The sequence below is a fragment of the Streptomyces sp. RPA4-2 genome (assembly GCF_012273515.2).
GTDB classification, from domain to species: domain Bacteria; phylum Actinomycetota; class Actinomycetes; order Streptomycetales; family Streptomycetaceae; genus Streptomyces; species Streptomyces kaempferi.
In genome coordinates this window covers 3,485,210-3,505,852 of record NZ_CP050975.2, presented here as the reverse complement: position 1 = coordinate 3,505,852, position 20,643 = coordinate 3,485,210, and the positions used below count along the sequence as shown (strand labels likewise).

Below are 20,643 nucleotides of genomic sequence, written 5' to 3'. Positions count from 1 at the left end.
GGATGGGGAACCTCCATATGACTCACCGGATATCCCGGCGCGCCCGGATGCTCGCAGCGAGCCTCGGCGCCGGGGTGCTCGTGCCGTTCGCGGCGGCCGCGGCACCGGCCTCCGCCGCCGCGGCGCCGCAGGTCAGCTGTACGTCCGCCAAGGCGGGCCTGGCCGCCAAACTGCAGAAGGACATCACCGCGGCCCTGAAGAGCCGTGCCGGCACCGTCGCCGTCGGGCTCTACGACCGGACGACGAAGACGACCTGCACCCTGCGTGCCACCTCCGCCTACGACTCCGCCAGCGTGGTCAAGGTCACCGTGCTGGCCACGCTGCTGTGGGACGCGAAGAAGCACAACCGGTATCTGACCAGTCGTGAGCAGACGCTCGCCACGGCCATGATCACCAAGTCGGACAACACCGCGACCAGCACGCTGTGGAAGCAGCTCGGCGTGACCAAGGTGAAAGGTTTCCTCACCGCCGCCGGGATGACCGAGACCAAGCCGGGCGCGAACGGCTACTGGGGTCTCACCCAGATCACCGTGCGCGACGAGCAGAAACTGCTCGGGCTGCTCACCGCCAAGAACTCCGTGCTGAGCGACAACTCCCGCGCGTACGAGCTGAAGCTGATGGGCAAGGTCATCTCCTCGCAGCGCTGGGGCACCCCGGCCGGCGCGCCCTCGTCGGTCGCCGTGCACGTCAAGAACGGCTGGCTGTCGCGCTCCACGCACGGCTGGCGCGTGCACAGTGTCGGCACCTTCAACGGCGCCGGTCACGACTACATGATCACCGTGCTCACTCACGGGAACAGCACCATGAGTTACGGCGTCAGCACCATCCAGGGCGTCGCCAAGGCGATTCACAAGGACCTCGTGCCGGCCACCTCCAAGAGCAGCGCGAGCGTGCTGCGGTACGTGCCCACCGGCACCCCGCAGGAGGCGTCCGTGCCCGCGCCCGCGAGCTGACGGCGCGGCGGGGCTCTCCCCGCTCCAGGCGCGTCCGCTCCCGGGCCGCTCGCGCGTCCTGCCGTGTCCGGCCCGCGCCCGTCGTGACCGGACGCGCCCGAGAACCCTGCACGCCACGTCACCGCCACCGGCGCGGTGACGTCGCGCCGGGTCGGGTCGGGGCCGGGCGCGCCCCGGCCGAGTCGGCTGTACGGCCCGGGACGGCTGCCCCGCCCGGGTCCGCCGCACCGCCCGAACCGGTCGGCCTGCCTCCGGCTTCTCCGCGAGGCCCGTCGGCCGGCCTGGTGGACCGCCCCTCACCCGAGGGCCCTGGGCCGAGCAGGCCGGCCCGGTCCGCCCCTCGACGACATCGAGGGGCTCACCGTCACCGGCCGCACCCGGGACGGCTGCCCCGGCCCGTACCCGGACGGCCGCCCCGGCCCGCATCAGGGACGGCTGCCCCGGCCCGTACCAGGGACGGCGGCGACCGCCGGAGTGCCGCGCGGACCACCCCTCCGTACTCCCCGCGCGTGCGCCTGCCACGGACGGTGAGGGAATGATTGTTGCGGAGGGATGAAATCCGCTTCGTTCGGCGTTGGTGACTTCCGGCGGAGTGAGATCTACGGAAGGCACCGGCGTGGCAGGTCAGCGGGGATGGGCACGGCGACTGGCCGGGTACGCGTGGCGGTACCCGAAGGACGTGCTGCTCGCGCTCGGGTCCGCGCTCGGCGGCATGGCCGTGCTGGCGGTGGTCCCGCTGATCACGAAGGTGATCATCGACGACGTCGTCGGGAACCACACCCGCTCCATGGCCCCCTGGGCGGGCGCGCTGATAGCGGCCGCCGTCGTCGTCTACGTCCTCACCTACATCCGCCGCTACTACGGCGGCCGTCTCGCCCTCGACGTCCAGCACGACCTGCGGACCGAGATGTACGACACGATCACCCGGCTCGACGGACGCCGGCAGGACGAGCTGTCCACCGGACAGGTCGTCGGCCGGGCCACCAGTGACCTCCAGCTGATCCAGGGCCTGCTCTTCATGCTCCCGATGACCATCGGGAACGTGCTCCTCTTCGTGATCTCGCTCGGGATCATGGCCTGGCTCTCCCTGCCGCTCACCCTGGTCGCGCTGGCCGTCGCTCCCGCACTGTGGTTCGTCGCCAAGCGCAGCCGCTCCCGGCTGCACCCCGCCACCTGGTACGCGCAGGCCCAGGCCGCCGCCGTGGCGGGCGTCGTGGACGGCGCCGTCAGCGGTGTCCGTGTGGTCAAGGGCTTCGGCCAGGAGGACCAGGAGACCGGAAAGCTCCGGGAGGTCGGCCGACGGCTCTTCGCCGGACGGATGCGGACCATCCGGTTCAACGCCCGGTACACCCCCGCCCTCCAGGCCGTGCCCGCCCTCGGCCAGGTCGCGATGCTCGCGCTGGGCGGCTGGCTCGCCGTACGGGGGCAGATCACGCTCGGTACGTTCGTGGCGTTCTCCTCGTACCTCTCCCAGCTCGTCGGGCCCGTCCGGATGCTCGCGGTGGTCCTCACCGTCGGACAGCAGGCCCGGGCCGGCGCCGAGCGCGTGCTCGAACTGATCGACACCGAACCGGCCATCCAGGACGGCACCAAGACCCTCCCGGCCGACGCGCCCGCGACCGTCGAGTTCGACGACGTGTCCTTCGCCTACGAAGACGGCCGGCCGGTCCTGAACGGGCTGAGCTTCGAGATCCGGCCCGGCGAGACCCTCGCCGTCGTCGGCTCCTCGGGGTCCGGCAAGTCGACGGTGTCGCTGCTGATGCCCCGCTTCTACGACGTCACGCACGGCGCCGTCCTCGTCGGCGGCCACGACGTCCGCGAGCTCACGCAGGAGTCGCTGCGCGCCGCGATCGGCCTGGTCCCCGAGGACTCCTTCCTCTTCTCCGACACCGTGCGCGCCAACATCGCCTACGGCCGCCCCGACGCCACGCAGGAGGAGATCGAGGAGGCCGCACGGGCCGCGCAGGCCGACCGCTTCATCACCGAGCTGCCCGCCGGCTACGACACCAAGGTCGGCGAGCACGGCCTGACGCTCTCCGGCGGCCAGCGCCAGCGGGTCGCCCTCGCCCGCGCCATCCTCACCGACCCGCGCCTGCTGGTCCTCGACGACGCCACCTCCGCCGTGGACGCCCGCGTCGAGCACGAGATCCACGAGGCGCTGAAGCAGGTCATGGAGGGCCGCACGACCCTGCTGATCGCGCACCGCCGCTCCACCCTCAACCTCGCCGACCGCATCGCCGTCCTCGACGGCGGCCGGCTCGCCGACATCGGCACCCACGAGGAGCTCCAGGACCGCTCCCCGCTGTACCGGCGGCTGCTCACCGACCCGGACGAACTGGGCGGGGTCTCCCCGGGACACGCCCAGCCCGTGGCGGCGGCGGAGGACACCTCGGTACGGGAGGAACTGGACGCCGAGTTCGACGCCGAGCGCGGTGTCACCCCGCATCTGTGGACCGGCGACCGCGAGCCCAGGGACAACGCGCTGGCGGGCATGCCGGCCACACCCGAACTCCTCGCCCAGGTCGAGGCGCTGCCCCCGGCCACCGACACCCCGGCCATCGACGAGGCACGCGCGGTCACGCCCGAGGAGTCGTACGGACTGCGCCGGCTGCTGCGCGGCTTCGGGCCCCCGCTCCTGGTGAGCCTCGGCCTGGTCGCCGTCGACGCCGGTATGAGCCTGCTGCTGCCCGTGCTGATCCGGCACGGCATCGACCAGGGCGTCTCCAGGATGGCCCTCGGCGCGGTCTGGGCCGCGGCGGCCCTGGCGCTGGTCACCGTGCTCGCCCAGTGGTCGGCGCAGATCGGTGAGACACGGATGACGGGACGGACCGGCGAGCGGGTCCTGTACTCGCTCCGCCTGAAGATCTTCGCGCAGCTCCAGCGCCTCGGGCTCGACTACTACGAGCGGGAGCTGACCGGGCGGATCATGACCCGGATGACGACCGACGTCGACGCGCTGTCCACGTTCCTGCAGACCGGCCTGGTCACCGCGTTCGTCTCCGTCGTCACCTTCTTCGGCATCATGGGCGCGCTGCTGGTGATCGACGTCCAGCTCGCGCTGGTCGTGTTCGTGACGCTGCCGCCGCTGGTCGTCGGCACGTTCTTCTTCCGCCGGGCGAGCGTGAAGGCGTACGAACTCGCCCGCGAGCGCGTCTCGGCGGTCAACGCCGACCTCCAGGAGTCGGTCTCGGGGCTGCTGATCCTGCAGGCCTTCCGGCGCGAGCGTTCGGGCAGCCGGCGGTTCGCGGAGGGCAGCGCCGGCTACCGCGCGGCGCGCATCCGCGGACAGTGGCTGATCTCCGTCTACTTCCCCTTCGTGCAGCTGCTGTCGTCGGTCGCGGCGGCCGCGGTGCTGATGGTGGGCGCGCACCGGGTCGACGCCGGGACGCTGACGACCGGCGCGCTGGTCGCCTACCTCCTCTACATCGACCTGTTCTTCGCGCCCGTGCAGCAGCTCTCCCAGGTCTTCGACGGCTACCAGCAGGCGACGGTGTCGCTGGGCCGCATCCAGGAGCTGCTCCAGGAACCGACGTCGACACAGGCCGCCGCCGAGCCGCTGGAGGTGCTCTCACTGCGCGGCGACATCGCCTTCGAGGACGTCGGCTTCGCGTACGGCGACGACGAGGAGGCCCTCAGCGGTGTCTCCCTGAGCATCCCGGCCGGACAGACCGTCGCCTTCGTCGGTGAGACCGGCGCGGGCAAGTCGACGCTGGTGAAGCTGGTCGCCCGCTTCTACGATCCGACGGGCGGGCGGGTCACCGTCGACGGCACCGATCTGCGCGCCCTCGACATCACCTCGTACCGCCACCGGCTCGGGGTGGTCCCGCAGGAGGCGTACCTCTTCCAGGGGACGGTCCGCGACGCCATCGCCTACGGCCGGCCCGGCGCGACCGACGCCCAGGTGGAGGCCGCCGCCCGCGCGGTCGGCGCGCACGACATGATCGCCACGCTGGACGGCGGCTACCTCCACGAGGTCGCCGAGCGCGGCCGCAACCTCTCCGCGGGCCAGCGCCAGCTGATCGCGCTGGCCCGAGCCGAACTCGTCGACCCCGACGTCCTGCTCCTCGACGAGGCCACGGCCGCGCTCGACCTCGCCACGGAGAGCCTGGTCAACCAGGCCACCGACCGGCTCGCGGGCCGTCGTACGACCCTGGTCGTCGCCCACCGGCTGACCACGGCCGCCCGCGCGGACCGGGTCGTGGTCATGGACCACGGCCGGGTCACGGAGGACGGCACGCACGACGAACTGCTCCTGCTCGACGGCCGGTACGCGGAGCTGTGGCGGACCTTCGTGGGGGCGTCGGAGCCGGAGGAGCCGGTCGGCTCCACCGCCTGACGCCCGCCCGCTCAGCCCTTCTGCCTGATGTCGGAGATCTTCTTCGTCGACAGATCCGACTGGACGGCCAGATAGCTGTACGTCGGGTGTTGGGCGGAACCCCAGGTCAGGCGGACGGTCGACCAGGTGTGGCCCGCGCCGCTGTCGCCCGCCGTCACCTTCCAGGCGCGCGGCACGTCCTGGGCGCGCAGGACGCCGTCGGCGTGCTCACGGCCCTCCCACCTGGCCAGCCGGGTGCGCAGGTCCGAGGTCAGGTAGAACGAGCGCAGCTGCGGGCCGAGACGGCCGGCGCCCTGGTCGGTCACGGCGTCGATGTAGGCGCCGTAGAAGTCGGCCACCCGGTCGTACGCCGGGCCGTTGGCGCCGGCGCGTGGGGGCGGGGGAGTGGGGGAACCGGCGAACGCGGGCACGGAGGCACCGGCCGCGGCGAGGACCGCGGCGCCGGCGAACGCGCCGACGGCGGCGCGGGACCGGGACGTGCGGGACCGGGGCGAGTGGGAACGGGACGTGCGGGACATCGGGTACCACCTTTCGCTTTTCTGACCAGTTGGACACCGGTCAAAGCGGCGTGGTTGCCCCGAAAGCGGAAAAAAACCCGTCCGGGTCACAGGGTGGAGGCGCGCGGCCGGGCGCACGCAACCGTCAGATGTATGTTCTGCGTCCGTACACCAGTACGCTCAATGGTCGGGGAGGGGCGATTGTGGACAGTGGTGCGATCCGTCGGCGCATGGCGCTCGGTCTGGCTGTGCTGACCGCCTCCGGGCTGCTCGCGTTGGTGTGCCCGGGGAGCGCGCAGGCCGCCTCGTACTGCTCGGGACACAAGGTGCGCACGGTCCCCTTCGCGACGGGCTCCGTGCAGCTCTACCGGAGCGGCGGTTACGTCTGCGCCGTGACGGTCCCCAAGAAGCAGCAGTCGCAGAAACGGCCGATGTCGGTCAGCGTGCAGGCGCGCGGCAACCGGCCGGTGACCGACGCGGGCCGCTTCTCGCACCACGCGGGCCCGGTCACCGTCCACGCGGGCCACCGCTGCGTCCGTATCAGGGGCTCGGTCGGCTCGGGCTCCGTGAGCTCGGGCTGGATCCTGTGCTGAGCCGGGCGGTCCCGGCCGGAGCCCCCGCCAGTCCCGGCCGAAATCACAGCTAAGTCACAGAATTCCCTCAAGTCCCTCTGGTGTCACGCCAGTTGCTCCGCTAGGTTCCGGCGGACAGCTGTGTAACTCCAGGGGAGGGTGCATGCGCAAGGCGCTCAGATGGCTGCTGGCGCTCACCGTGCTCATAGGCACGCTGAGCACGGCCGGGGCGGCCACCGCCGCCCAGCCGGAGGCCACCACCGGCACCACCGGCACCACCACGCAGGACATCAAGGACCGTCTCCTCGCGATACCGGGCATGAGCCTGATCGAGGAGAAGCCGTACACCGGCTACCGCTTCTTCGTCCTCGGCTACACCCAGCCGATCGACCACAGGCACCCGTCCAGGGGAACGTTCCAGCAGCGCATCACGGTGCTGCACAAGGACACCGCGCGCCCGACGGTCTTCTACACCGGCGGCTACAACGTCTCCACGACCCCGAGCCGCCGCGAGCCGACCCAGATCGTGGACGGCAACCAGGTCTCGATGGAGTACCGCTTCTTCACCCCGTCCCGCCCCGAGCCGGCCGACTGGTCCAAGCTCGACATCTGGCAGGCGGCCAGCGACCAGCACCGCATCTTCGAGGCCCTCAAGCCGATCTACCACCAGAGGTGGATCTCGACGGGCGGCTCCAAGGGCGGCATGACCGCCACGTACTACGAGCGCTTCTACCCGCGCGACATGGACGGTGTGGTCGCCTACGTCGCCCCCAACGACGTGGTGAACGACGAGGACTCGGCGTACGACCGCTTCTTCAGGAACGTCGGCACCAAGGAGTGCCGCGACAAGCTGGACGCGGTGCAGCGCGAGGCGCTGGTGCGCCGGAAGCCGCTGGAGAAGAAGTACGCCCAGTACGCCGCCGACAACGGCTACACCTTCACCACGATCGGCAGCCTGGACAAGGCGTACGAGGCCGTCGTCCTCGACTACGTGTGGGGCTTCTGGCAGTACAGCCTGCTGGCCGACTGCGCCACGATCCCCGCCGACGCGCCGCACGCCACGGACGACGCGATCTGGGACTCCGTCGACACCATCTCCGGTTTCTCGGCCTACACCGACCAGGGCCTGGAGACGTACACGCCCTACTACTACCAGGCGGGCACACAGCTCGGCGCGCCCACGATCCACTTCCCGTACATCGAGAAGAAGCTGATCCGCTACGGCTACCAGCCGCCGCGGAACTTCGTGCCGCGCTCCATCCCGATGACGTTCCAGCGGTCGGCGATGCGGGACGTGGACACATGGGTCGCGCACCACGCCCACCACATGCTCTACGTCTACGGCCAGAACGACCCGTGGGGCGCGGAGCGCTTCCGCCTCGGCAGGGGCGCCCGTGACGCGTACGTCTTCACGGCTCCCGGCCTCAACCACGGTGCCAACGTCGCCGGTCTCGTACCCGACGAGAAGGCGCTCGCGACGGCCCGCATCCTGCAATGGGCCGGCGTCGCCTCCGCGGCCGTCCAGGCCGACCCGTCGGCGGCCCGGCCGCTGGCCGGATTCGACGCGAGGCTCGACCGGCGCGACATCGAGCGCGAGCCCGCGCTGCGCCCGTAAGGCACGGCTGCGCCCGCCCACCGGTCACACCGGGCGGGCGCAGCCCACCGGTCTGCCGCCGCCCAACTGGACGTAGAGGGCCGTGACGGACGGGCACTCGGAGCGCTCGGCGACCGCCGAGGTCACCCGGTACTCCGGGGGCTTCCTGCCCTTGCCGTCGCAGGCGGTCTCGCGGACCTGACCGCTGCCCGCGCTGTAGACGCAGTCGCCGACGATCGTGCGGGGGCCTCCGCCGCCGCCCGGGTCGCCGGGGTGCGGGGCCTCCAGCTTGCGCATGCAGGCGTAGCCCTGCGGGACCGCGCTGTCGCCGTTCCCGTCCGCGGCGGCCCGGGTCTCGCTGATGTGCAGGACGAAGTCGGTGGTCGGCGGGCACGGCGGGCCGTCGGTGACCCCGCCGTCGTAGCGGGCGACCACGCGGGCGGCGGCCCGTTCGCTGGTGCAGGGCACCTCGGTGAAGCTGGTCGTCCCGAAGGAACTGCACTCGTCGACCGCGAGGAACACCGCGCCGTAGCCGGAGGGTCCGGCCGACGTCGTCACCGCGCCGGGTCCGGCGCTCCTGGAGTCCGACCAGTGGTCGCAGCCGGTGAGTGCGGCCACGGTCAGCAGCAGCGCGCACATCACCCCGGCGCAACGCCGACCCACCGAGCTGGCTCGCATGTCTTCCCCCCGATACCCCTGTCCAGCGTGACCCGCCGCGGCGGGCACACGCCAGACATCCGGGGTGCTTTGCGTATGTTGGGGGTGGTGCGCCCGGTCTGCGGCGTAGGGCTAATACGTCAATCCGTACCCGATCGGATACAGCACCTGAGCAGGGTCGTCCGCCCGCTGGACCGCGACCGGAAGCCTGCCCCGCGGCTTGACCCGGCCGGCGATCACCCGTGCGGCGGCCCGCAGTTCGACGTCTGTCCAGGAGTATGCGGCCAAGTGGGCGTCGGCGGACGGAAGGTGAGCCACGTCGTACGGATTGCGGATGGCGATCACGACGACCGGCACGCCGGTGGCGACCAGCCGGTCGACGAGCGTCCGCTGGGAACTCGCCGCCGTGACGTTGTACGTCCCGACGACCACGGCGTCCGCTCCCGCGGCGGCCGCGACCGCGCCGTCGATGGCCGCCCCGGTGGGCGTCGTCCCCGTGGACAGCGCCGTGGCCGTGAAGCCCAGCGCGGTCAGCGCGGTCGCGAGGACGGTGGTGGGCGGGCCGTCGGTGCCGGAGGGCGAGGCGGGGTCGGCGCCCACGACGAGCACGTTCCTGTGCGTACGGCGGGAGAGCGGCAGCAGGCCCCGCTGGTTGACCAGCAGGGTCGTCGTGCGTTCGGCGATCCGGTCGGCCGCCCTGAGGTGGGCCGCGGTGCCGACCGAGCGGTCGACCCCGCCGTCGCTGACGTACGGGTTCTCCAGCAGCCCGAGCCTCGCCTTGAGGCGCAGGACGCGCAGGAGCGACTCGTCGAGGCGGGCCTCGGTCAGCTCGCCGCCGCGCACCGCGTCGAGCACGGCGTGCCAGGCGACGTCGATGGACGGCGGGTTGAGGAGCTGGTCGACGCCGGCCTTCAGGGCCAGCACGGGGACGCGGTCGTCGCCGTACTTCGTCCGCACGCCCTCCATGCCGAGCGAGTCCGTCACCACCACACCGTCGTAGCCGAGTTCCTCGCGCAGGATGCCGGTGAGGATGGGGTGGGAGAGCGTGGCCGGGTCGCCGGCCGGGTCGAGCGCCGGGACCATGATGTGGGCGGTCATGATCGAGTCGATGCCGGCCCGGATCGCGGCACGGAAGGGCACGGCGTCGAGGTCCGACCACAGCTCACGGCTGTGTGTGATGACCGGGAAGCCGAAGTGACTGTCCACGGCCGTGTCGCCGTGCCCCGGGAAGTGCTTGGAGGTGGCGGCCACGCCCGCGCCGCGGTATCCCTCCACCTCGGCCGTCACCAGATGGGCCACCGCGTCCGGGTCGGCGCCGAAGGAGCGCACGCCGATGACCGGGTTGGCCGGGTTGACGTTCACGTCGGCGACCGGGGAGTAGTCCTGCCGGATGCCGAGCGCGCGCAGTTCGGCCCCGCCGAGCCTCCCCACGGTGCGGGCGTCCTCCCGTGAGCGGCCCGCGCCCAGCGCCATCGCGCCCGGGAAGAGCGTCGCGGGCTTGCCGACCCGGGCCACTATGCCGTGCTCCTGGTCGGTGGAGATCAGCACGGGCAGGCCGCGCGGCTGGGCCAGGGAGACCCGCTGGATACCGTTGGACAGGGCCGCGATCTGGTGCGGGTCGCGGGTGTTGTGGGCCCAGGTGAAGTAGATGATGCCGCCGACGCGGTAGCGGGCGATCAGCTCGGCGGCCGTTCTGACGCCGAGTTCCGCGAGGTTGGCGTCGATGTCCGCCTGGTCGGGGGCGGTGGCCGAGTGACCGTACACCCGCATCACGAAGAGCTGGCCGACCTTCTCCTCCAGCGTCATGCGGGAGATCAGGGCGCGGAGTGACGTTTCGTCATGGTGGCCCCCGGCGGCTCGGGCGGGGTCCGTGCCCAGGGCGAGAGCGGCGGTGGTTCCGGCGGTGGCGGCGAGAACCGTACGTCTGGACGGTTGTGCGGTGCTTCCCGTGCTGGAGTCGCGCACGAGCGCTCCTTCCCTCGTGAAGGAAACTTCCGAGGAGTCACGAATATCCTGGAAGTTTCTTCCAGTCAAGAGTGTGCACAGTAGCCGGACAGGGGCCGTCACCGGCGCAGTTGGAGGGGGGCGCGCCGGTGACGGTGTGCTGCCGGCCGCAGGCGGCGGAGAGGGTGGTCAGCGATCGCAGCCAGCAGCGAGGCCGACACCGCGCTGCGGAGACTCGTGCGGCAGCATGCGGATTGGACGAGCCGGCACCGGTCCGGGTTCCCCGATTCCGGCTGATCGGCGAAGTCGGTACGGGAGTGCCGGGCGGGTCCGGTGGGGCGCCGGGGCGCCGCTCACGGGGCGTCGTGCCGGGACGCCGAGGCCCAGTGGGACCGGAGCGTACGGACCGTCTCCGCGATGGCAGGACGCCGCGCCGCGCCGGTGCGCCACAGCGCGTACAGCCGTCGTACGGGCATCGGGTCGAGCGGCACCTCCACCACCCCGTCGGGAAGCGCGCCGCGCCCGAGCCGGGGGATGAGCGCGACCCCGAGCCCGGCCGCGACCAGGGCGACGAGGGTCGGGTTCTCGTCCGCCTGATGGACGATGTGCGGCTCGCAGCCCGCCGCACGCAGGGTGCGCACCAGCCAGTCGTGGCACACCCGCCCGGGCGGCTGGCAGATCCATCGCTCGCCGGCCAGCTCCTCCCGCCGCACGGACACCCGCCCGGCGAGGGGATGCCCGGCGGGCACGAGGAGGTCGCAGAGGTCGTCCCCGATCACCGCCTGCTCCACGCCCGGCGGGGCGGGGAGCCGCGCGATGTCCCAGTCGTGCGCGACGGCCACGTCGACGGCGCCCTTGGCGACCAGGTCGACGGAGAGATGCGGGTCGACCTCGGTGAGCCGGGTGTCGAGGGCCGGATGCCGGACGGCCAGATCGGCCAGTACGGCGGGCAGCAGCCCGCGTGCCGCACTGGCGAAGGCGGCGAGGTCCAGCCGGCCCGCGGGCACTCCGCGACGCTCCTCGAGTTCGGTCTCGGCCCGCTCCACGATGGCCATCAACTGCTGTGCCGTGGAAGCCAGTTGAAGGGCCTGTTCGGTGAGCCGCACACCGCGTCCGCGCCGTTCGAGCAGTACGGTCCTGGTCTCCCGCTCCAACTTGGCGATCTGCTGGGACACGGCGGAGGGCGTGTACCCGAGCGCGGCCGCGGCGGCGCCGACCGTGCCGTGCACGGAGACGGCGTGCAGGGCACGCAGCCGCTGGAGATCGAGCACGACCCGCCCCTTTCATCAGGAATGCTTCATCCAACCATGCAGCAGGATTCGCTGGTGCTTAACGGTTCGTGGGCGTGATCCTCGACCCATGCGACCTGCCCACCTCTGTCTCGCCGTCCTCGTCGCCGCCGTCTGGGGCGTGAACTTCACCGTCGTCGAGATCGGCCTCGGCCACTTCCCGCCCCTGCTCTTCTCGGCACTGCGTTTCCTGGTGGCCGCGCTGCCCGCGGTGTTCTTCGTGGGGCGGCCCAAGGTCGCGTGGAAGTGGATCGTGGCGGTGGGACTCGTCCTGGGCGTCGCCAAGTTCGGACTGCTCTTCATCGGCATGGACGCCGGGATGCCGGCCGGCCTGTCGTCCCTCGTCCTCCAGATCCAGGCGGTCTTCACGGCGCTCATCGCCCATGTCGTCCTGGGTGAACGGCCCACCGGCGTCCGGCTCGCGGGTATGGCGGTGGCGCTGTGCGGCGTGGCCCTGGCCGCCGTGGACGAGGGCACCGGCGGCCCTCTCGGCGCCTTCGCCCTGGTGATCGCGGCGGCCGCCTGCTGGGGCGTGTCCAACGTCCTCACCCGCAAGGCGTCCCCGCCCGACTCCCTCAACTTCATGGTGTGGGTGAGCACCGTCCCCGTACTGCCGCTGCTGGGCCTCTCGCTGCTGACGGAGGGCCCGGCCCGAGACCTCGACGCGCTGCGCGCCCTCGACTGGCGGGGCGCGGGAATCGTGGTCTACGTCGCCTGGATCACGACCGTCCTCGGCTTCGGGGCATGGGGCCGGCTGCTGCACCGCTACCCCGCGTCCACGGTCGCGCCCTTCTCCCTCCTGGTCCCGGTCTTCGGCATGTCGTCGGCGGCCCTGTTCCTGGGCGAGCCGATCGGCCCACTGCGCTGGGGAGCGGCGGCGCTGCTGGTGGGAGGGGTGGCCCTGACCTCGCTGGCACCCTCGCGGACGACCCGCGCGACGGTCCGTCCGGCGGACGGGCCGACGCGGGACCGGATCGGGGAGCCGGCATGAGTTCCCGGGTTTCCGGGGCCGCCCGTCAGTGCGGGATGCCGTCGATCAGTTCGCGGGCTCCCTGGCGCAGCAGGGCGACGGCGACCGACGTGCCGAGGGTCGCGGCGTCGAGGCGGCCCGCCCACTCGTGCGCGTGCAGGACCGTCTTGCCGTCCGGAGTGAACACGCAGGCGCGCAGCGACAGTTCGCCGCCGCGGTCGACCTTCGCCCAGCCCGCGATCGGTGAGTTGCAGTGGCCCTGCAGGACATGCAGGAACATGCGCTCCGCGGTGGCCTCGCGGTGCGTGTCCGGGTCGCCGAGGTCGCTGATCGTCTCGATCACGTCCGTGTCGCCCTCGCGGCACTGGAGGGCCAGGATGCCCGCGCCGATCGGCGGCATCATCGTCTCGGGCGACAGGACCTCGCTGATCACGTCCGCGCGGCCGATGCGTTCGAGCCCGGACACCGCGAGCAGCAGCGCGTCCGCCTCACCCGCCGCCAGCTTCTCCAGCCGGCGGTTGGCGTTGCCCCGGAACGGCACACACTCCAGGTGCGGGTGCGAGGCGGCGAGCTGCGCGACGCGCCGCACGGAGGACGTGCCGATCCGGGTGCCCTGCGGCAGCTCGTCGAGGGTGAGCCCGGCGGGGTGGATCAGCGCGTCGCGGATGTCGTCCCGGGCGAGGAAGGCGGCGAACATCGTTCCCGCGGGCAGCGGGCGGTCCGCGGGGATGTCCTTCACGCAGTGCACCGCGAGGTCGGCCTCGCCCGCCAGCAGCGCCGCGTCGACCTCCTTGGTGAACGCGCCCTTGCCCTCGACCTTGGACAGGTCGCCCATCCACTTGTCGCCGGTCGTCTTCACCGGGACGACCTCGGTGCGGATCTCAGGGTGGATCGCGCTCAACTCGGCGCGTACGCGCTCCACTTGGGCCAAGGCCATGGGGGAGTCGCGGGAGACGATACGGATCAGTTCCGGGGCCGACATGCCGCCCACGATAGCCGGTTTGCCGGGGGTGGGTGGGGGTAAGGCGATCGCCCCAGGTCGTGGCGCGGAATCGGGTGGGGGTGGTTCGCGGCGATGGGGGGGATGGTGGGGGTGGTTCGCGATCACGGGCGCGGTGGTGGGGAGGCCGCGTGGGTGATTCGCGGGCGCGGGTGCTGCGGCGGGGTGCGGTGGCGGGTGCTCAGCCGGTGGCCGGGGCGCCGGGTGGCTCAGCGGCCGGGGCGCCGGCCGGCTCGGAGTCGGTGTCCTTCGCGCTTCGGAGTTCGGCCGTACTCGCGCCGACGGCCACGACCGCGAGCACGCACAGCAGCCCGCCGCTGACCAGGGCGGTCGTACCGGAGGTCCAGCCGGCCACCAGGCCTCCGCGCAGGCTGCCCAGGTTGGGGCCCGCCTGGCCGACGATCTGTTCGGCGGCGGTGACCCGGCCGAGCAGCGCGTCCGGCGTGCGCGTCTGGACGATGGTGCTGCGGGAGATGACGGACACGGTGTCGCCGGCACCCGCCAGCACCAGCAGCCCGAGACCGGCCCATGGGTTCGTCGTCAGACCGAAGAGGGCGAGGGCGATGCCCCAGACGGCGGCGCCACAGAGCATCACCGGACCCGGGTGGGTGAGGCGGGTGAGGGAACCCGACAGGGCCGAGGCGGCGACGCCGCCGACCGCGAGCGCCGACAGGAAGAGGCCGAGCATGCGCGGGTCGTCGCCGAACCGTTCGGCGTTGATCAGCGGGAACAGGCTCATCGGCATCGACAGCACGGTCGCGGCCAGGTCGGTGATCAGGGCGCCGCGTACCACCCGGTGGCCCGCCAGGAACGCCAGCCCGTCCAGCACACCGCGCAGCCCGGCCCGTGACTGCTCGGCCTCGGGCGGCAGCGGCGGCAGCCCGAACGCGGCGTAGAAGGAGAAGCCGAAGCTGACGGCGTCCACGAGATAGCAGACGCTCACGCCTCCCCAGCCCAGGACGAGACCGCCGAGCGCCGGGCCCGCCAGCAGCATCGCCTGGAAGAAGATCTGGTTGAGGGCCAGCCCGGCCGCCACCTGGTCCTTGGCCAGCAGCCGCGGCACGAACGTGCCCGCCGCCGGACCGCCGACCGCGCCGAAGGCGGACTGCGCCGCGACCAGGGCGAGCACCACCGGCACCGGCGGGTGTCCGGCGAGGGCCTGCACCGCCAGCAGCGCGGAACAGGCCGCCTGGCCCGCCGTGGAGGCCAGGTACAGCCGCCGCCGGTCGCCGCGGTCCACCAGCGAACCGGCGAACAGTCCGAACGCGATCAGCGGCAGCGCCTGCGCCAGTCCGACCGCACCGGTCCACACCGTGCTGTGCGTGGACTGCCAGACCTGGTACATGACGGCGACCATCGTCATCATGGTGCCGAGCACGGAGGCCGTCCGGCCGATCAGCAGCCGGCGGAAGACGGGTGAGGTCCGCAGCGGCCGGACGTCGATCAAGGTGTGCGTCAGGCCCACGGGGTGGCCCGGATTCGGGTGGGACGGTGCTCGTTCACCGGCGGAGGCTAACCACTGACCCCGTGCTCGTGCCAATCAGTTTGGTTCCCGCGTGGTCATGCTCCGGTCCGCGCGGGCGGCCGGGGCCGGGTTCGGAAGGGGCGGCGCGGGGCTACGCCGACTCGTTCAGCAGACGCCCGAGGTGGTCCCGGCCCGGACCCAGCAGTTCCGGAAGCGGCGCGGCGGCCTCGTACCACCGCTTCTCGTACTCCCAGCACAGCCAGCCGTCCCAGCCCTCCCGGGAGAGCAGCTCCACACACTCCGCGAGCGGCAGAACACCGGCGCCCAGCGGGAGCGGGGTGGTGTCCTCGGCGGAGGCGATGTCCTTGACCTGCACATAGCCGAGATACGTGCACAGTGCCGCGTACGTCGTCGGCGGCTCCTCGCCGCCGAGCCAGGTGTGCATGACGTCCCACAGCGCGCCCACGTGGTGATGGCCGACCAGGCCCAGGATCCGCATCGCGTCCGCGCCGGTGCGGTGCGAGTCGTGGGTCTCCAGCAGGATGCGTACGCCCACGTCGGCGGCGTACTCCGCGGCCGTGCCGAGCCGTCGCGCCGCCGTCGCGTCGGCCTCCTCGGTGCTCTGTCCGGCACTCGCGCCCGGGAAGACACGGACGAAGGGGGCCGAGAGGTCCCGCGCCAGGTCCAGGAGTTCGCGGATCTCGGCGACGACGGGGGCGTCGTCACCGGGCGTCGCCACCCGTGCGTACCCGGCCAGACCCATGATCTCGACACCGCCCGCCTCGAACGCCGCGGCCACCCCGGCCCGCTCGGCCGGCCCGAGCCCGGGATGCACCGGCTCCTCGGGGTGTGCGCGCAGTTCCACACCGTGATAGCCGTGCGTGGCGGCGAGTCGTACGACGTCGGGGACGGGGAGCGCGGGCACGCCTAGCGTGGAGAAGGCCAGCTTCATGGACCGGGACCCTACCCGGCACCGCGGATCATCCCGGGGAGACGTGCAGGTCCAGTCGCCAGTCCTGGCCGACGAGATCCGCGCCGAAGGATCGGTGCGGTTTCTCGGCGACGAGGGAGAAACCGTGGCGCCGGTAGACGCGGCCGGCCGCGGTCAGGACGTCGTTGGTCCACAGGACGAGGTCCCGGTAGCCGCCGTCCCGCGCGAAACCGACGACCGCCTCGACCAGCCGGTCCCCGATGCCGAGGCCGCGGGCGTCCGGCTCGACGAGGAGCAGACGCAGCCGGGCCGTCCCCGGGGCGTCGTCCCGCACGCACATCACGCCTCCCACCGGCCGTCCGGCCAGCTCGGCGATCCAGACCCGCTCCAGGTGCGGATCGTGGTCCTCGGCGAAGTCCGCGACGATGCGGGCGACCAGGCCCTCGTAGTCGGTGTTCCAGCCGTACTCGGCCGCGTACAGCGCGGCGTTGCGCTGCACGATCCAGCCGAGGTCGCCGGGGACGGGCTCACGCAGCACGACGTCCTCGCGGTGACGGCGCGCGCTCGGGGCGGGGCGACGGGAGGACAGGAGCGTGCGCACGGTGTGCATCGCCTCGGCGAGGCGGGGGCGGTCGTCGGCCGGGACGGTCGCCAGCAGGGCCCCGACGGATTCCCGCGAGCGCGCGTCCAGGACGGCCGCGGTCTCCCGGCCGCGCTGCGTGAGCGTGATCCGGCGGCGGCGCGGGTCGCGTTCCGAGGGCGTCCGTTCGATCAGTCCGTCCTGCTCGAACTTGCTCAGGATCCGGCTCAAGTACCCGGAGTCCAGCGACAGTTCGCCACGGAGGTCGGCGGCGTCGGTGTGCGGGGAGTGGGCGAGCTCGTACAGCACGCGTGACTCGGTGAGGGTGTACGGGGCGTAGAGGTGGCGGCCGTAGTCGAGTGCGCCGATGACGTTCGTGTAGAAGCGGTTGAAGGAGCGGATGTCCTGGACGGTCATGGTCAACCCCGGATGTCGGCTCTGAGTGTCGGCTCTGGGCGATCGGTGCGGGTGGATGTGGGGGGAGTGGCGGGGGCTGGACTGGGCGAGTGGTGGGGACGGTTGACTCAGTCAGAGGTACGGGTCGAGCGTACGGGGGCGGACGAGGCGGAGTCCACGGGGTGGGCGTGTCCGGCGGTCGTGGAGCCCACGTGAAGGCGGCCAAGTCCCGGCAACGGCCGGGCGACGTTCCGGCGGCCCGGGTCATGGCTTGGCCAACCCCTTTCCGTGCGTTGTCCACAAGTTCACCGCGCGCCTCTGCCAACCCTCCAAAACCCCTAGGAGAGTGAAACGGCGGGGCCGTCCCGGCGTGCCCCCGCAGTTCGACTCCGGAGAGCTGACGAGGTCTCAAGAAGGGGCATCCGTGACTGAGTTGACACGTCGTAGACTCCTGGGTTCGGCCGCCAGCGCGCTGGGCGGCGCCGCGGCACTCTCCCTCCTCCCGCCGAGCGTCCAGAAGGCCGTCGCGGCCGGACCGCCCCGCCGCGGATCGCTCCGCGACATCGAGCACGTCGTCATGCTGATGCAGGAGAACCGGTCCTTCGACCACTACTTCGGCACGCTGTCGGGCGTCCGGGGTTTCGCCGACCCCCACGCGCTGGAGCTCGACACCGGGCGGTCGGTCTTCTACCAGCCCGATGCCGTGAACCCGAAGGGGTACCTGCTGCCCTTCCACCTGGACACGCACACGTCCAGCGCTCAGGCCATCCCCTCCACGAGCCACGCGTGGGCGGTGCAGCACGAGGCGTGGAACGGCGGCAGGATGGACCGGTGGCTGCCGGCGCACCGCAAGGCGGACGGGGCGAACGGTCCGTACGTGATGGGGTATTACACGCGCGAGGACATCCCGTTCCAGTTCGCGCTCGCCGAGACGTTCACCATCTGCGACAACTATTTCTGCTCGGTGTTCGGGCCCACCTGGCCCAACCGGCTCTACTGGATGACGGGGACGATCGACCCGGGCGGGACCCAGGGCGGACCGGTCCTCGTCAACAAGGCGCCGACGCCGTACCGGTGGACGACGTACGCGGAGCGGCTGCAGGCGGCCGGGGTCAGCTGGAAGGTGTACCAGCAGGACGACGACTACGGCTGCAACATGCTGGAGCAGTTCGCGAACTTCCGCGCCGCGCAGCCGGGATCCGACCTGTACGAGCGGGGGGTACGGCCGCAGCCGGAGGGGACGTTCGAGGACGACGCCCGCAACGACCGGCTGCCGGCGGTGTCATGGATCATGCCGACCAGCTACCAGTCGGAGCATCCGGACTATCTGCCCGCGGCGGGTGCGGATTTCGTCGCCTCGAAGATCGAGGCGATCGCGTCGAACCCGAAGGTCTGGCGGAAGACGGCGTTCATACTCAACTACGACGAGAATGACGGCCTGTTCGACCATGTGCCGCCGCCCACCCCGGCGGCCGGGACGGCCGACGAGTTCGTGCAGGGGCTGCCGATCGGCGGTGGGTTCCGGGTGCCCGCGATCATCGTCTCGCCGTGGACGGTGGGGGGCTGGGTGGCGACGGAGTCGTTCGACCACACGTCGGCGCTGCAGTTCCTGGAGCGGTTCACGGGGGTCGAGGAGCCCAACGTCAGCGACTGGCGTCGGTCGGCGTTCGGTGACCTCACGTCCGCGTTCCGTTTCTCCCACTCCCGTCCGCGTGCGCCGCGGCTGCCGGACGACACGGCGGAGCAGTTGGAGATGGCGAAGGAGGAGGTGGCGACGCTGCCGAAGCCGACGCTTCCTGGTGCCGACCAGTCCTTCCCGCATCAGGAGCGGGGCGGCCAAGCCGCACGTGTGAGCGGCTGTCGGTGGGGGGTGGGGCGGGGCCGTGCCGGTGTGTCGAGGCCGTCGCCGCCGGATCAGGCGTGGGCCGGGCATGCGAGCCGCTGCTCGATCCGAACGTAAGCGACGGCCTGCGACACACCGGCACGGCCCCTCGCGTGCGTCGGCGGCTGCGGGAGGGGGCTTCCCCGGTGCGGGTGCGCATCTCCGGGCCGTTCGGAACCGTTCGGTGCAGGCCGGTGTCTCCGGGCCGTCCGCGACCCTTCAGCGCAGGTCCGCACCCTCAGCCCGTCCGGCGTTCGAGGACGAGCCCTTCGGGCGATGCGGGGGGCCAGGGGGTGCAGCGCCCTTGGCGGGGTCTCGGGGCGGAGCCCCGGGATGATGGGGTCCCCCTGCTCGAGCGAAGCCGAGAGCTTGGGGGAGGGTAGGGGCGGCGGGGGCGAGGAACCGTTCGGGGGCGCCCGGCAAGAGGGCGGGGCGCCTCAAGTCTTGGGCACCCCGGTGGACCCCCGCACCATCAACTCCCCCCGCACCGTGGCGATCCCCCCGGGGGGAGCCTCCTCACGGCCCATCGCGACCCGCCCCGCCCGCGCCCCCGCCTCCGACAACGGCAACCGCACCGTCGTCAGCGCGGGCACCACGTCGACACTGAACGGCAGATCGTCGAACCCGGCGACCGACACGTCGTCCGGGATACGCAACCCCGCGTCACGCAACGCCGCGCACGCGCCGAGCGCGACGGTGTCGTTCGCGGCGACGACCGCCGTCAGACCCGGCTCCCTGCGCAGGAGCTCGACCGTCGCCTCGTACCCGGAGCGACGGTCGTAGCGTCCGTGCACGGTCCACCGCGGATCGTCCTCGATCCCGTGCGCGGCGAGCGCGGCCCGGTGCCCCTCCAGCCGGTGCCGGGTCGTGGTCCGCTCCTCGGGCCCGGCGATGTACCCCATCCGCCGATGCCCGAGTCCGATCAGATGCTCGGTGAGCCGCTGCCCGCCACCCCGGTTGTCGAAGGTGAGCGCGATCGCCTCGGGGGCGTCCGGCGCGGGCGGCCGTCCGCACAGGACCACCTGTGTCCCCGCCTCGCCGAGCTTGCGCAGCTTCGCCGCGACCGCCGCCGCGTGCGGCGCGTCCTCGACGGCGCCCCCGGTCAGCACGACCGCCGCGGCGCGCTGCCGCTGAAGCAGCGTGAGGTACGTCAGCTCGCGCTCCGCGACGCCACCGGTGTTGCACACCACCCCGAGCCGCTCCCCGCCCGCACGGCCCCCGGGGCCCTCGATCTCCGACTGGATCGCGGCCGCCATGATCCCGAAGAACGGGTCGGCGATGTCGTTGACCAGGATCCCGACCAGGTCGGAGGTGGCGGCGGCCAGCGAACTGGCGGGCCCGTTCAGTACGTAGTCCAGGTCGTCCACCGCGCGCAGCACCCGCTCGCGCGTGGACGCCGCGACGGGATAGTTCCCGTTCAGCACCCGGGACACGGTCGCGGGCGAGACCTGCGCCCGCGCCGCCACGTCCGCCAGGGTCACGGTCATCTCGTCGTCCTCCGGTCACGCGTCTCGTTGTCGTCGTGCAAACAGGCGGGTGCGAGGAGTCGGGGCGCTGACGTGCACGGGCAGGCGTCG

At 72.3% G+C, this 20,643-nt stretch carries 14 protein-coding genes and 1 pseudogene; 6 read left to right on the top strand and 9 right to left on the bottom strand.

All coding sequences use genetic code 11. The features are described from left to right. Positions 1-17 precede the first annotated feature (17 nt). Both HEP85_RS15185 and HEP85_RS15180 read left to right on the top strand, forming a co-directional pair. Positions 18-953, top strand: a complete 936-nt coding sequence (locus HEP85_RS15185; protein ID WP_168528238.1) for a serine hydrolase — start codon at positions 18-20, stop codon at positions 951-953. A 616-nt stretch (positions 954-1,569) separates the two neighbouring features. Continuing rightward, complete coding sequence (locus tag HEP85_RS15180; protein ID WP_168528237.1) at positions 1,570-5,289, top strand: ABC transporter ATP-binding protein; 3,720 nt, start codon at positions 1,570-1,572, stop codon at positions 5,287-5,289. A gap of 11 nt (positions 5,290-5,300) precedes the next feature. On the opposite strand, the gene HEP85_RS15175 is transcribed toward HEP85_RS15180, so the two are convergent. Further along, on the bottom strand, positions 5,301-5,807 hold the full coding sequence (locus tag HEP85_RS15175) for a hypothetical protein (protein WP_329287988.1): 507 nt from the start codon (positions 5,805-5,807) through the stop codon (positions 5,301-5,303). 182 nt (positions 5,808-5,989) lie between these two features. On the opposite strand from HEP85_RS15175, the gene HEP85_RS15170 reads away from it, so the two are divergent. Then, complete coding sequence (locus HEP85_RS15170; RefSeq protein ID WP_168528236.1) at positions 5,990-6,379, top strand: hypothetical protein; 390 nt, start codon at positions 5,990-5,992, stop codon at positions 6,377-6,379. Between the two features lie 142 nt (positions 6,380-6,521). Then, positions 6,522-7,973, top strand: a complete 1,452-nt coding sequence (locus HEP85_RS15165) for a S28 family serine protease (protein ID WP_369657719.1) — start codon at positions 6,522-6,524, stop codon at positions 7,971-7,973. A 24-nt stretch (positions 7,974-7,997) separates the two neighbouring features. On the opposite strand, the gene HEP85_RS15160 is transcribed toward HEP85_RS15165, so the two are convergent. The 3 genes from HEP85_RS15160 to HEP85_RS15150 all read right to left on the bottom strand — a co-directional run bounded on the left by HEP85_RS15160 (position 7,998) and on the right by HEP85_RS15150 (position 11,824). Then, positions 7,998-8,630: a hypothetical protein gene (locus HEP85_RS15160; RefSeq protein WP_248001940.1), complete on the bottom strand. Its 633-nt coding sequence runs from the start codon at positions 8,628-8,630 to the stop codon at positions 7,998-8,000. A 111-nt stretch (positions 8,631-8,741) separates the two neighbouring features. Continuing rightward, positions 8,742-10,574 carry a glycoside hydrolase family 3 protein gene (locus tag HEP85_RS15155; RefSeq protein ID WP_248001939.1) on the bottom strand — a complete coding sequence of 611 codons (1,833 nt, stop codon included), beginning with the start codon at positions 10,572-10,574 and terminating at the stop codon, positions 8,742-8,744. Between the two features lie 332 nt (positions 10,575-10,906). After that, on the bottom strand, positions 10,907-11,824 hold the full coding sequence (locus HEP85_RS15150; RefSeq protein WP_168528235.1) for a LysR family transcriptional regulator: 918 nt from the start codon (positions 11,822-11,824) through the stop codon (positions 10,907-10,909). Between the two features lie 88 nt (positions 11,825-11,912). On the opposite strand from HEP85_RS15150, the gene HEP85_RS15145 reads away from it, so the two are divergent. Continuing rightward, on the top strand, positions 11,913-12,833 hold the full coding sequence (locus tag HEP85_RS15145; protein ID WP_329287984.1) for an EamA family transporter: 921 nt from the start codon (positions 11,913-11,915) through the stop codon (positions 12,831-12,833). A gap of 25 nt (positions 12,834-12,858) precedes the next feature. On the opposite strand, the gene hemC is transcribed toward HEP85_RS15145, so the two are convergent. The 4 genes from hemC to HEP85_RS15125 form a co-directional block, all read right to left on the bottom strand. Beyond that, positions 12,859-13,794 (bottom strand): hydroxymethylbilane synthase, encoded by a 936-nt coding sequence (hemC, locus tag HEP85_RS15140; RefSeq protein ID WP_168528233.1) that lies wholly within the window; start codon positions 13,792-13,794, stop codon positions 12,859-12,861. Positions 13,795-13,993: 199 nt separating this feature from the next. Then, positions 13,994-15,277, bottom strand: a complete 1,284-nt coding sequence (locus HEP85_RS15135; protein WP_329526452.1) for an MFS transporter — start codon at positions 15,275-15,277, stop codon at positions 13,994-13,996. 151 nt (positions 15,278-15,428) lie between these two features. Then, positions 15,429-16,229, bottom strand: a complete 801-nt coding sequence (locus tag HEP85_RS15130) for a sugar phosphate isomerase/epimerase (RefSeq protein WP_168528231.1) — start codon at positions 16,227-16,229, stop codon at positions 15,429-15,431. A gap of 28 nt (positions 16,230-16,257) precedes the next feature. Further along, entirely contained in the window at positions 16,258-17,205 is a 948-nt protein-coding gene (locus HEP85_RS15125) for a helix-turn-helix domain-containing GNAT family N-acetyltransferase (RefSeq protein ID WP_168528230.1), read from the bottom strand. A gap of 403 nt (positions 17,206-17,608) precedes the next feature. On the opposite strand from HEP85_RS15125, the pseudogene HEP85_RS15120 reads away from it, so the two are divergent. Further along, positions 17,609-19,018, top strand: a pseudogene (locus HEP85_RS15120) (alkaline phosphatase family protein); the annotation flags it as partial. Positions 19,019-19,503: 485 nt separating this feature from the next. Here the strand turns inward: HEP85_RS15120 and HEP85_RS15115 are convergent. Beyond that, positions 19,504-20,553 carry a LacI family DNA-binding transcriptional regulator gene (locus tag HEP85_RS15115; RefSeq protein ID WP_168528228.1) on the bottom strand — a complete coding sequence of 350 codons (1,050 nt, stop codon included), beginning with the start codon at positions 20,551-20,553 and terminating at the stop codon, positions 19,504-19,506. Positions 20,554-20,643 lie beyond the last annotated feature (90 nt).